Origin of the sequence: Natronorubrum sediminis (assembly GCF_900108095.1) — an archaeon.
Classification (GTDB): Archaea; Halobacteriota; Halobacteria; order Halobacteriales; family Natrialbaceae; genus Natronorubrum; species Natronorubrum sediminis.
The window spans coordinates 168748-180890 of sequence record NZ_FNWL01000002.1; the positions used below are offsets into that span (position 1 = coordinate 168748).

Sequence of the window (12143 nt, forward strand, 5' to 3'; positions counted from 1 at the left end):
TCGTCGCCGTTGTCAGCGTCGTCGCCGTTGTCAGCGTCGTCACCGTTGTCAGCGTCGTCACCGTTGTCTTCTTCAGGATCGTCTTCTACAGGTGCGTCGTCGCCAACACCGAGTTCGACATCGACGGCACCGCCGTCGCCGCCGTCACCAGCTTCAGCGTTCTGGTCGACACTGGCATCGTTGGACTGCGTCACGTCCTGGGCCTGGTCAACGGACGACGTAGCTGACGTGCTGTCAGCAGCATCGTCATTGTTGTAATCGTCGCACTGACCGCCGCATTCGACATTGTCGTTAGGGCCGTCATCTGCCGCACCGCCCGCGGCAGTCGCCTCAGAGATACCGATCTGAGCGTTGTTGTTCTGTTGGTTCACTTCGGCGTAGTTACCCGCATCGCCGCCGTCGCCGCCGTCTCCGCCGATGTCAACATCTACGTCCTGTGCGGCTGCTGTTCCGGCGAACCCCATGAACATGAGGCTGCCGACCATTGCGATCGTCATCAAGGCTGCAAGTATGCGTTTCATTTTCGTTGGTCACCGTGTCTGTGGTGGGATTGTTGCGTACTGATCGGGCACGCAAACGCCACCAGTGGACACACTACTCGAGTAACCGCTCGAGCGACGCGGTCGGTTCTCGCGACTCCCGCCATTGTGCGTGTCCTCCTGGTGCGTTGCCCGGTCGATTCTGTTACTGGGAGCCATTTGAACCCGGGCAACTGTTTCACTCCGAACGAGTGGTCTAGAAGAGTCTATGGGTGTGCTTATCGATTATGAGGGATTATTAACTACTAATCGATCCTAAACTGTTCTAGAGCTAGTACTCATATTTTGAGTCTGAACGTTAGTTCATTGCACAACAGTTCAGTTGTTACGGCCAAAATTTACCCCATTAAACCAGTTCATCGCATCCCGTCTGCACCAAAGTAATGGATTGCACTCGAGAAACAGTCTACAATGTAATATGTTGGCAGGTAATCGGAGCCTCTATCGTAAAATGGTCGGTGTTCGTACCAGTAACGGGCTGTTGAGAGAACGATTTTCGTTCCTTCCTTTTGATAGTTAATCGAACACATGTCGGATTCGGTGCTGAGCGGCGACGATCGAAGCAGTCGCTTTCTCTCGAGAAGAGGAATTATTCTAGCTGGTAGCCCGGTTCATCTCTTTGGAAATTTGTAGATAACAAAGGTACTCATCAGGATACGATGGTTTGCGTCGCAGAATTTCAGCAACGAACGACACTCACAGACGCAACGGAAAACATCATGACAGACACAGACACGAGACGATCACGATATACAGCAGCTTTCCTGGCCTGTATCGTTTCCATAGCGATGCTCGCCGGAGGCGCACCCGCGGCAATGGCTGGTGACAGTGGCGGTGCAGACAACGTACACGCACTCGAGAACGGTGAAGACCTCTACTTGGTCTTCGGCGCTGATCTCGAAGATCAGTCGCTCGAAGAGTACGTCGAGGAACACGCGGTCGACAACCCTGAAGACGCGGACGACGCGACGGAAGTCATTCAACACCAGGATGTCAACCAGGTGAATATCAATGAACAGGGTCAGGCGGTCTCCATTTCGATCGACGGTGGCGAAGCGACGGCCGTTCAGGAGTCGAATCAGATGAACGCCAACGCCCAGACGGGTGACGCATCCAGTGAGAACGAAGCTGCAGACACCGAAGAAACGCAGTTCGAAGACGTCGGTGACGTCTACCTCCTGATGGGTAACGGCGACAACCAGCAGTACGATGGCTGGGGAGTCGCTGGCGAGAAAGACGACAAAGAGACGGTCACGCAGTCGGCCGAAGCGAGCGTAACCCAGAGCCAAGACGTCGCACAGGCGAACGTCAACGAACAGAGTACCGCGCTTGCGATCGCCGAAAACGAGAGTGACGCAACTGCACTCCAACAGACCGACCAGCACAACGAAAACCTCCAAGAGGGAGCTGCGAACGCAGCGAACATCTACGCTGGCGGCGGCGAGTACGCCGACCAGAGCGAAGAAGAACTGATCGATCAGGAGCAATCCGTTGAACAGGCGAACATCAACGAGCAAAGCGGTGCAGTCGCCATCGCCGTCGGTGAAAACTCCACTGCAACGTCGATCCAGATATCCGACCAGACCAACCTCAACGAGCAGGTTGCGTCCGCCGACGCCGAAAACATCTTCGCCTCGATGGGCGGAATGAACGTCGCAACGGCTGGCGGTGAGGCCGAAAGTAGTGTCGTCGACACGGAAATGCCTGAAGACGACAAGAAAGACGACAAGAGCGACACGCAGACTGCAACGTCCAGCGTCGACCAAGAGCAGTCGGTCGAACAGCTGAACGTCAACATGCAGAACTCCGCGGTTGCAATCGCGACCGACAACAGCGAAGCCACTGCCGTCCAGTTGGCCCATCAGCAAAATTACAACGCGCAAGTCGGCTTCGCCGAAGCGCTCAACGTCTACGCAGGCCCAGGTCTCGTCTTCGACACCGACGGCCAGACCTCGAGTTCGACCGTCACCGTCGGCGGCGAAGACGTCGAGGACGCACCGGGCATGTCCTATGACTTCGACACGAGCGCCGAACAGACGAGCGACGTCACCCAGGATGCAACTGCCGCACTCGAGCAGTCCCAACTGGTGACGCAGGGCAACTACGACGAACAACACGCATCGATCGCGATCGCCGAAGACGAAGGCGAAGCAAACTCCGTGCAGATATCGATGCAGGAGAACGAGAATATCCAGACCGGTGGCGTCTCCGCGTCGAACGTCGGCGTCGCCTCGTAGAACCGATTTCGACTCACAGCTTTTTCTTGGCGCGTTCACCTCGTGAGCCGTTGGCTCGAGTGGAGCCGCACTCGAAAGAACGCAGCCGACGATACCTGACGAATCCGACGACCAGCGCCACCGCGACCACTCGACGAACGTCTCCGGCCGACGGATGTTCGATACGCGCGAGGACGTCTCCGCGAGGGTGACGTCGCGTTTCACTCGTTCACTGGAAGAGAACGTCTACTGCGCCCGATCGCTGCCGTGGCCGTCCTCGGCTTCATCGGGTTGGTCTAACTCCCCGTTCGCTCCACTCGAGTCTCCACCCGATCCCGCCGTCCGGTGTTCTGAGAGCGCTTCTTCGATCGACAACTCGCCGGCGGCGACGCGACGTGCGAGAAGGTCGTCGATCGCACGATTCCCATCGCTCTGTTCGCGTGATCGGTCCTTGATCACCTGCAACTCGCCTGCGGTCGGGTCGATCTGTCGCGTCTCGACGACCTCTCCCTCGAGCCTGGCGATATTGGCGGCCGCGAGGACGTCACCCATACCCCTCGAGCCGGTACCCAGATACGGCGTCGTCCCGGTTTCGTCGACCAGTTCGACCGTTACGTCCTCGAGGTCGTTGACGAGCGACGCGCTCTGGAGGCGGGAACCGTCACCGATGCGGACGATCGGAGCCGTCGCTTCGTTGGCCTCGCGCTGAATTACGTCGACGGCATCCGAGAGTGGGACCTGGAACGCCGCGACAACGACGTCGCCCGCGAGCACGGCGATGCCGGGTTTCCGCCCCGGGTCGACGCCGATGATCACCCGGCCACCGTCGCCCCGGACGGCGGTGAGCGCCTGATCGACCGCTCGCCGAGGGTCGTCCGGATCGGCGACGATGGTCGTCACGTCGGGAAACGAATCGGCGTGCTCGGGACCGGTGACGACGACTGCGACGCGCTCGGGGAGTTCGTCGTCGGGTTCGATGGTCGTAAACTCGGAGCCCCGTTCACGAAGCTCGTTGACGACGCCGTGGTAGAGTTCGAAGTCTGCGGTGGCGACGACGATCACGAGCGCACGTTGGCGACCGAGCGGAATAAACGTACGCGCATTAGCTCTCCATCTCGTGTGAATTAGTCGGCCTATCCACGGCTGGCGCTTCGTCTCGATGACCCTGTCTTCAGGCCGGTTCCGGGGCCTTTTTGCCCGCAACCACCAAACTCGACTCGTGAACGACGAGGCGATCCCGACCGGCTGTGACCCGGTCGACGAGTTACTCGGTGGGGGATTCGAACGCGGGACCGTCACGCAGTTGTACGGCCCGCCGGCCGCGGGCAAGACGAACCTCGCGCTGTCGGCCGCCGTCGACACGGCCGCCGCCGGTGGGACGGCGGTCTACATCGACACCGAGGGCGTCTCGGTAGATCGATTCCAGCAGCTTCTAACGGCGTCCGTTGCCGACGAAGACGTCGAGGACGTCGCCTCGCGAATCGTCATCGAAGACGCCCTCGACTTCGACGAACAGGCAGAAGCCGTCCGCGACGCAGAAGAGTTCGCCGAACGCGCCGATCTGATCGTCCTCGACAGCGCGACCGGATTCTACCGCCTCGAGCGAACCGGCGATAACGACGGCGGGCAGGCGCTGCGGAAGGTCACTCGGCAGGTGACGCACCTCCTCTCGCTCGCCCGAAAGCACGACCTCGCGGTCGTTCTCACGAATCAGGTCTTCAGCGACCCCGAGGCCGACCGAACGCGTGGACTCGGCGGGAACACGCTCGAGCACTGGACCGGCGTCGTCCTCCGCCTCGAGCGATTCCGGGGAGGGAACCGGCGGGCGACGCTCGAGAAACACCGCTCGAAAGCCGTCGGCGAGTCGACGCAGTTTCGAATTACGGACAACGGACTCGAGGGTGGCGACGAGTCGTCCCGGCTCTGACAGAACGAAAATGGTCGGTTCGTCAGTGACGGCTCGATTCGGGTAGCCGAGCCGTTAGATTTGGAGCCGAATTACTAGATTTCGTTGAGCTTTCGCAGGAGTTGACCGCGGTACTCCTCGTCGCTCGTGATTCCTTTGATCTCGAGAACGTTTCGCTCGAGTTTGTCGACGGCGACGCGGAAGGCGTTCTCGGCCCCGTATCCTTCGCCGGTGCCGGCGACCTGTCCTTTGTTGGTTCGGAGTCGAACCTGACACTGGACGAGTGGCGTGCCACGGAGCTTCTCGTTGTGTTCGTGGAAGCGCACGTGTGCGTGCATTACCTGCATGTCCGCGTACTTATCGGAGACTCCCTCGATACTCTGGACGATCGACTCTCGAGTGATGGTGTCGAGCATCGAGATGTTGGTAATCTGGACGTCCATGTACTCCTCTTCGGTGAAGGTGAGTGCACGGAGGACGTCCGTCTTGGTGATGACGCCGATGACGGTTCGGTCGTCGTCCTCGGGCGTAACCATGAGCCCCGCGTAATCGAGTTCGAGCATCTGCTCGACGGCCGCTTTCGCGGTGGCGTCGAGCGTCGTCGTCTCGACGGGACTGGTCATGATATCGTAGATGGGAACATCGAGCAATCGCTGGGAGTCGCCGACGCGATCACCCGTCGTCGTGGTGTGATTCTCTCTGATGACGAAGTCGGCGATGTCGTGGGTCGTGACGACACCGGAGAGGTAGCCGTTCTCGTTGAGGACGGGCAGACGCGAGATGCCATGTTCTCGCAGGTGGTTGATCGCCTTCCCGACGCCGTCGTCCTCGGACAGCGTGACCGGATCGTCGGTGAAGATATCGTCGACGGTAAGCGCGTCGAGGTTCTCGAGAACGGCCTCGAGAATCGCGTCGTCCGTGATGACGCCCCAGAGGTCGTCGTGTTCGAAAACGGGCGCGACTTTGGAGTTGCTCTCGACGAGCACGCGCGCAGTCTCTCGAACGTCTTCGTCTCGAGCGACCTTCGGTGCCGGCGAGTTGCGACTCGGTTTGGTGAGTGCGGCTACCTTCGCGTCGTCCTCGACGTGGGATTGGAGCACCTCCCGTTCGCTGATGACGCCCTCGTACTCCCCGTCGTCGGTGACGATAATTCCTTTGGGGTTGCCATCCTCGAAGGTCGAACGGACTTTCCCCATACGTGTGCCAACGTCGACTTCGATGAAATCTCGGGTGGCGATATCAGCGATATTCATCGTTACGCAATGATATACTGTCTCAGGGCTTTTGAACATACCGCCCGTTTTAGCCGGGTGGGACGAAGACGCACCATTTTGCGCCTGCGTGTAGAACGGGCAGTATGACACTCGATATTAGTGTCCTCGGGCGGTACACCTATCTCGCGACTGAACTCTTCTGGGGTGCAGTCGCCGCCGTCTTACTGTACCGTACAAACGCACTCAGAAAGGCAGGGGTTACGATCCTTGCACTGTATCCAATCGCGTATCTCTGGGACCGATACACCCTCGCCGTCGGCATATTCGACATCAAACTCCGAACCGGGATCGATATCGCCGGCATCCCACTCGAGGAACACCTGTTCATGGTGGTCGTTCCGGGACTCGTCGTTGGGTTTCACGAGACGATCTTTGGGACCGAGTAACCATCACGTACACGAAGGAATTGACTATCAATGCGTGCAACCGACCACGACAATCATATGGTGGTTTCACGACCGTTGGTCCGATGGGAGATCGCCATCAGCCGTCCACTTCGGGTCCCGAAAATGCCAGCGATCGAGCCGTGATCCGAGGGATCTTGCGGCTCTTCGGAACCGTCGTGCTCATCGGCGCACTCGTCGTCGGCGCGGCCACTATCGCACCCGCCGTTATTGACGACATCGACGGGATCGACGGCTTCGAAGGACCGAACGGCGTCGATATGGGTCCACAGCCCTCTCCGAGTTCCGAGCCACCACCTGCTGGTGAGCGTGATCCCGACACGACCGACCCCGACGACCCAGGTGAGTCGACGTACGAATCCAACGTCGAGACGATCGACACCGAGACCGTCGAAGACTTCGTCCACGCGGAGGTCAACGACCGTCGGGACGACCACGACGTCGACGACCTCGAGTGGGACGGAACGGTCGCCTCCGTCGCGCGTGCCCACAGTTACGATATGGCCGACCAGGAGTACTTCGACCACACGAATCCCGACGGACAGGAGCCGATGGAGCGCTTTACCGACGTCGACGACTACTGTCGGGGCTACGGCGAGAACATCGCCCTGACGTACATCGACCGCCCAGTCGAAAATACGGACACCGGCGAAACCAGCGAGCACCAGACCGCAGAGCAACTCGCCACCGGACTCGTCGATCAGTGGATGAACTCGACGTCTCACCGAGAAGCGATCCTCGAGGAAGATGGCGTTCCGGAGTGGGATCGCGGTGGCGTCGGCGTTTACGTGACTGACGACGGGGAAGTCTACGCGTCGCACAACTTCTGTCGGCAGTGGTGACGGCCGACGGCGATGAAACGGATGGCACCAATCGGGACGGCCTCGAGCACTTCCAGCGGGTGCTAATCGACGCGCACTTTGTTAGGGAGTAAATCCTCGTAGTCGATATGAATATCTCTGAGACACTCGTGTCGATATACCGGACAGCGAGTGATCGCGACCTCACATTTCTCGCGGCTGGGTTCGCCTACTACGCGTTCGTTTCGGTGATCCCGCTCGTCCTCCTCGCGCTCGTCGTCGGCTCGTTGCTCGGGGGCGAAGCGACCGCCGAACGGCTGATTCTGGTTGCCGGGGACTTCCTGCCGGAAGCAGGCGAAGCACTCGTCGTCGAGGCATTGACGACGGAGTCCGGCCGGTCTCAGGCGACTGCCGTCGCACTCGTCGTCTCGACGTGGGGTGCGCTCAAGGTCTTTCGTGGACTCAGTCTCGCGTTCGAGCGAATCTACGACGAAGCCGTCGAGGTGACGATCGTCGATCAGCTCAAAGATGGCCTCGTCGTGATCTTCGCCGGCGTTGGCGCGCTCGCGTTGATGATCCTGATCGGAACGGTCCTCGGCCTCGCAGCGGACGCACTTCCGTTCGGAGGGTGGCTTAGCTGGCTCTCTTTGCTGATCGGACTGATCCTGGTCTTCCTCCCGATGTACTACGTGTTGCCACCAGTTCCCGTCGAAGTCACCGAAATCCTTCCCGGCGCCGTCGTCGCCGCCGTCGGCTGGACGGGTCTCCAGGGTGGATTCCAGCTCTACGCGGCCAATGCCAGCCAGTACGAGGCCTACGGTGCTGTGGGCGTGGTTATCCTCTTCGTCACCTGGCTCTACTTCGCCGGCATCCTCATCCTCCTTGGAGCCGTCGTCAACGTCGTGCTCGCCGACCACTCGCCCGTGGAGTAATTCTCTCTCCCGATCGTGTTTCGGCGTTCATTCATCTAACAATCGCGCTGGGGAAAGGTTATGGTCTCGGCACAGACAGACCTCCATAATGAGCGACGACCAGTCTCAGGAATCGCCCACTGACACCTCGAGTAGCGCAGACGGTCCCGGCGGCGGGCCACAACGCGTCGTCTCCGAGCAAAGCGTCGACGATATTCTCGATTCTCTTAGCGAGCCAGCCGACGAACCGGCCGACTCGAGCGATATCGACGACACACCTATCGAAGACGACGTCACAGCGTCGACCGCAGACAATCCACAGAAATCCGACGAAACGCCACTGGAGGGGGACGAACAGACTGATGAATCGACGGCTGCTGGCGACTCATCAGATACCGACGCCTCGAGCAGCGAGCCTTCCAACAACGATAGCGACGGCGACGACGGTAATGACGTCAGCGATAACAACGGCGGCGACGGCGGTGACAACGCCAGCAACGATGACGACACCAACGGAACGCAACGCAGCGAGAACGAGAGTAGCGACGATGGTGAGAACAGTAGCGACGGTGATTCCACTGACAGCGACGCTGGGAGCGATGACACCGACGATGACGAACGCTCCGACTCGAGCACCGCGCTGTCCCAAACGGGATCGGTCGAGAGCGTGAACGAAGACACCTCGATCGACGATCTCGCCGCGCGAATCGAACGCGGTGACGTCACCGGCTCCGACGTTCGCGCCGCAGAAGCCGGTGACGGGCGCGAGTCGACGCGCGACGTCGGTGAGATCGACCTCTCCATGGACGACCTCGAGTCGACGCAAGCGACATCTGGTGCGTCGCCGACGGCGAGCACCGATTCAGCGGCCGACGACGGGCCGCTCGCTGGTTCAATCAACCCCAATAGCGCGGACTCGAGTGACGATGAGAAGTCCGAATCCGCTGGATTCCTTGGACGGATCAAACGCTTTTTCGGCGGCTGACAGATCGGTTTTTGTGCGTATGAGGCCTCATGGGACGAGCGAGATTACGACGAACAGCGTCGCCATCGAGACGAGCGTCGTCGCGAAGACGTTCAGTGACGCGAACTCGGAGTCCCCGCCGAGTTCGGCGGCGAAGACGTACGTCGAGACGGCAGTGGGCGTCGCGAACATCACGACCGTCGCCGTCAGCGTTGGCGCGTCGACGGACAGCGTCGAGAAGACGAGCCACGCGAGTGCGGGCATGCAGACGATTTTGAGGCCGACGACGGCTCCCGTTGCACCGAAATCCATCGTGGGAACATCGATCTGTAACGACGCTCCGACACAGAGCAACGCCAGCGGGAGGGCAATCGAACCGAGCACGTCCAGTCCGGTCGCGGCGTTCGTGGGCACCGTTACGCCAAGAGACCCGACGGAGAGTCCGGCGAGCAACGAGAGCAACACCGGATTGGTCGCGAGCCCACGCAACTCGTCGGCGATCGCCGCACTCGCACCGTTGAGCGTCGACAACAGGATCAGCGACAGCGGGAGTTGCACCAGCGTAATCACGCCGAGGACGACACTCGCAATTGCGGTGACCTCCGCGTCGAACGTCGCCGCCACCAGCGGAAGCCCGAGATAGCCCAAATTCGAGTGATACGACTGGACGATTGCGACGCTCTGGCGTCCCCTCGAGTCCCGATTTCGATGGACGATCCACGCGAGACTCGCCGTGACGAGCAGTACGACGAGTAAGCCCGCAACCAGTTCGATCGAGAGCAGCCGACCGATCGCCTGGTCGTACGTCGAGACGAAGATGAGTGCCGGCAACGCAAGATAGTACGCAACCGCGTTCAATCGACTCGTCCGGCTCGCACCGAGGAATCCCGACGCTCGCAGTCCCGCGCCGAGCACCAAGACGACGAGCAACGCCAGCAACCGGCCGAGCACTTCCATAGCGGTCTCGAGTCGACTCGGCTCCTTCTAGTGCACGGTTAATCGTCGTAGTGTGATGGGGTGACACTGCTCAAATTCGTGGCGAGAGGGTCCAGAACGGCCACGTGGCTTGCCGGCTAACGAACTCCTTTGAACGTCTTCGATAATAGACAGCTACCTCCGTGAGTCGGATTCCAAATCCACTACGTCTTACGATCCTCTATATCGGACTCGCACTCGCCCGTCTCGGCTTGATCGACCGTGAGCGCGCTGTCGAGACGACGGTCCTCGCGTGGCCGCGGATCGTCACCGGCATCGCACGCATGTCGAAGAGCGCCGTCGACGTCGCGATGGTCGGCGTCGCCGTCGGAACGTCGGCCGTCGCGGGCGTCGGCTACGCGAGTCCGTTCTGGGGGCTCGCCTTCGCGATCGGCGGCGGCGTCGCCGGCGGAACGATCGCCCTCGTCTCACAGCGCTTCGGCGCCGATGCCTACGACGAGTTGGGGTTGGCGGTTCGCTCGAGTACGGTGTTGGTCATCGCACTCTCCGTGCCGGTCTCGGCGACGTTCTGGCTCTTTCCGGAGCAGTTCATCTCGGTACTCACCGACAATCAGGCGGCGATCGACTACGGTGCGACGTACCTGCAGGTCGTCGCCCTGGGAATTCCCTTCGCCGGTCTCAATCTGGTCGGGAGCCGAACCCTCGTCGGTGCGGACGACTCCTTCATCGCGATGCAGATCCGCGCTGCCGGCGCGGTCATCAATATCGGACTCAACGCCGTGTTCATCTTCGGACTCGACTTGGGCGTGGTCGGAGCGGCACTCGGGACGGTGTTCGCAAACGTGGCCGTGACGGCGACGTTCGCGGTCGGCATCACCGCAGGCTGGCTCCCCGTCATCGGCCAACTACCGATACAGGTCGACCCACTGGGGTCGTACTTCGATCCGGGCACGATTCACGACATCGTCACGATCGGGCTCCCCGTCGGCGGCCGAAACCTCGTCTGGACGGTCGCCGAGTTCCCCATGCTCTGGGTCCTCGGTATATTCGGCGAGAACACCGTCGCCGCGTTCGTCATCGCTCGGCGCATCTGGGGGCTGATGAACACGCCCGGGTGGGGCTTCGGTCTCGCCTCCTCGAGTCTGGTCGGACAGGCGCTCGGGCAAAACGACGAGCAAACGGCGAAAGCGTACGGCCGAGACATCATCCGCTTCGCCGTGGCGACGTACATCGTAAGCGCGATCCTCATCGCACTCTTCGCCGAGCAGATCGTCGTCCTCTTCGCTGACGATCCGGCGAGCGGCGAGATTCCGATCGCGGTCACACTCGTCTACGCCTCTTGCGTCGCGGTGGTCTTCCAGGGCGTCGCCGGTGCAGCCGCTGGCCCGCTCGACGCCAGTGGCGACACGGTAGTGCCCTTCGCGAGCCAGTTCGTCGGGATGTTTCTCGTCTCGATCCCGCTCGCGTACCTCGGCGCGACGACGAGCCTCGGCTACTGGGGACTCTACCTCGCGTTCGTCGCCGAAACGAGCGTCCCCGCCGCGATCAACTACTGGCGATTCCGCACCGACAAGTGGAAAGCCATCAGCGAGACCTATCGCCCGGACGCCGCCGTCGCGGACGACTAAGCGGTAGAGATGGCTCGCTCGAAGTGAAGGGGTTGTGGAACGAAATCAGGGAGACTCGAGTCCAGCGGTTGGCACTGGATAGACAGATTGGGTAGATTTGAGCGACACCGAGACGTGCTCGCCTGCGCTGTGCGCGCCTCGTCTCATTCAAACTGCCTCACGTCACGAACCTGTCGCTCGCGAAGTTGTTCGCGACAGAAATAGTGGGTTGAGGCAGATTTGAACCACGGTCGTTCCGCTCACTCCGTTCGCTTCACTCCCTGATTCAAATCTCCCGTAACAATTTCTGACGGAACGGATGACTCGCTTCGCTCGTCAGTTTTGTTCCGTCAGAAATGGGTTGGGGCAGATTTGAACTGCCGGCCTCCTCCATGTCAAGGAGGTGTCATAACCAGACTAGACCACCAACCCGCCTGGCTTCCTCCGTGGCGTCTATCGCCACGTTGTCTGCACTCGTTCGTTGCCCGCCACCGTAATTGAAGGTTTCGAATCGGGAGCCGTACGCGAGTCGCACCCACGATCCCTCCGACATGCTTAAGTTGATGTACTCATTTGGACATTGTAA

At 60.6% G+C, this 12143-nt stretch carries 11 protein-coding genes and 1 tRNA gene; 7 read left to right on the forward strand and 5 right to left on the reverse strand.

From position 1 onward, the window contains the following. The coding region (locus tag BLW62_RS18615; RefSeq protein WP_175459709.1) for a hypothetical protein at window positions 1–521 on the reverse strand (521 nt) is incomplete at its 3' end. Between the two features lie 806 nt (window positions 522–1327). Here BLW62_RS18615 and BLW62_RS08100 point away from each other — a divergent pair. Continuing rightward, window positions 1328–2776, forward strand: coding sequence for a hypothetical protein (locus tag BLW62_RS08100; RefSeq protein WP_175459710.1), 1449 nt, complete (start codon window positions 1328–1330; stop codon window positions 2774–2776). A gap of 225 nt (window positions 2777–3001) precedes the next feature. Here the strand turns inward: BLW62_RS08100 and BLW62_RS08105 are convergent, their stop codons facing one another. After that, complete coding sequence (locus tag BLW62_RS08105) at window positions 3002–3817, reverse strand: hypothetical protein (protein WP_090506606.1); 816 nt, start codon at window positions 3815–3817, stop codon at window positions 3002–3004. A gap of 157 nt (window positions 3818–3974) precedes the next feature. Here BLW62_RS08105 and radB point away from each other — a divergent pair, with 157 nt between their 5' ends. After that, window positions 3975–4682 (forward strand): DNA repair and recombination protein RadB, encoded by a 708-nt coding sequence (gene radB, locus BLW62_RS08110; protein ID WP_090506607.1) that lies wholly within the window; start codon window positions 3975–3977, stop codon window positions 4680–4682. 74 nt (window positions 4683–4756) lie between these two features. On the opposite strand, the gene BLW62_RS08115 is transcribed toward radB, so the two are convergent. Then, complete coding sequence (locus tag BLW62_RS08115) at window positions 4757–5914, reverse strand: CBS domain-containing protein (RefSeq protein WP_090506608.1); 1158 nt, start codon at window positions 5912–5914, stop codon at window positions 4757–4759. A 104-nt stretch (window positions 5915–6018) separates the two neighbouring features. Here BLW62_RS08115 and BLW62_RS08120 point away from each other — a divergent pair, with 104 nt between their 5' ends. The 4 genes from BLW62_RS08120 to BLW62_RS08135 all read left to right on the forward strand — a co-directional run bounded on the left by BLW62_RS08120 (window position 6019) and on the right by BLW62_RS08135 (window position 9035). Then, window positions 6019–6321 carry a lycopene cyclase domain-containing protein gene (locus BLW62_RS08120; RefSeq protein ID WP_090506609.1) on the forward strand — a complete coding sequence of 101 codons (303 nt, stop codon included), beginning with the start codon at window positions 6019–6021 and terminating at the stop codon, window positions 6319–6321. An 83-nt stretch (window positions 6322–6404) separates the two neighbouring features. Then, entirely contained in the window at window positions 6405–7181 is a 777-nt protein-coding gene (locus tag BLW62_RS08125) for a CAP domain-containing protein (RefSeq protein ID WP_090506610.1), read from the forward strand. A 107-nt stretch (window positions 7182–7288) separates the two neighbouring features. Further along, entirely contained in the window at window positions 7289–8071 is a 783-nt protein-coding gene (locus tag BLW62_RS08130; protein ID WP_090506611.1) for a YihY/virulence factor BrkB family protein, read from the forward strand. 88 nt (window positions 8072–8159) lie between these two features. Beyond that, window positions 8160–9035, forward strand: coding sequence for a hypothetical protein (locus BLW62_RS08135; protein WP_090506612.1), 876 nt, complete (start codon window positions 8160–8162; stop codon window positions 9033–9035). Window positions 9036–9062: 27 nt separating this feature from the next. Here BLW62_RS08135 and BLW62_RS08140 read toward each other — a convergent pair whose 3' ends face one another. Continuing rightward, entirely contained in the window at window positions 9063–9971 is a 909-nt protein-coding gene (locus tag BLW62_RS08140) for an AEC family transporter (protein WP_090506613.1), read from the reverse strand. A 161-nt stretch (window positions 9972–10132) separates the two neighbouring features. Here BLW62_RS08140 and BLW62_RS08145 point away from each other — a divergent pair, with 161 nt between their 5' ends. After that, entirely contained in the window at window positions 10133–11578 is a 1446-nt protein-coding gene (locus tag BLW62_RS08145) for an MATE family efflux transporter (protein WP_090506614.1), read from the forward strand. 336 nt (window positions 11579–11914) lie between these two features. On the opposite strand, the gene BLW62_RS08150 is transcribed toward BLW62_RS08145, so the two are convergent. Next, a tRNA-Val gene (locus BLW62_RS08150) sits at window positions 11915–11989 on the reverse strand. Window positions 11990–12143: the final 154 nt, after the last annotated feature.

Excerpts from the sequence above, each read along its gene's own strand:
- BLW62_RS08115 (WP_090506608.1), bottom strand. The coding sequence starts at position 5,914 with ATGAATATCGCTGATATCGCCACCCGAGATTTCATCGAAGTCGACGTT.
- BLW62_RS08135 (WP_090506612.1), top strand. The coding sequence starts at position 8,160 with ATGAGCGACGACCAGTCTCAGGAATCGCCCACTGACACCTCGAGTAGC.
- BLW62_RS08125 (WP_090506610.1), top strand. The coding sequence starts at position 6,405 with ATGGGAGATCGCCATCAGCCGTCCACTTCGGGTCCCGAAAATGCCAGC.
- BLW62_RS08130 (WP_090506611.1), top strand. The coding sequence starts at position 7,289 with ATGAATATCTCTGAGACACTCGTGTCGATATACCGGACAGCGAGTGAT.
- BLW62_RS08120 (WP_090506609.1), top strand. The coding sequence starts at position 6,019 with ATGACACTCGATATTAGTGTCCTCGGGCGGTACACCTATCTCGCGACT.
- BLW62_RS08100 (WP_175459710.1), top strand. The coding sequence starts at position 1,328 with ATGCTCGCCGGAGGCGCACCCGCGGCAATGGCTGGTGACAGTGGCGGT.
- BLW62_RS08140 (WP_090506613.1), bottom strand. The coding sequence starts at position 9,971 with ATGGAAGTGCTCGGCCGGTTGCTGGCGTTGCTCGTCGTCTTGGTGCTC.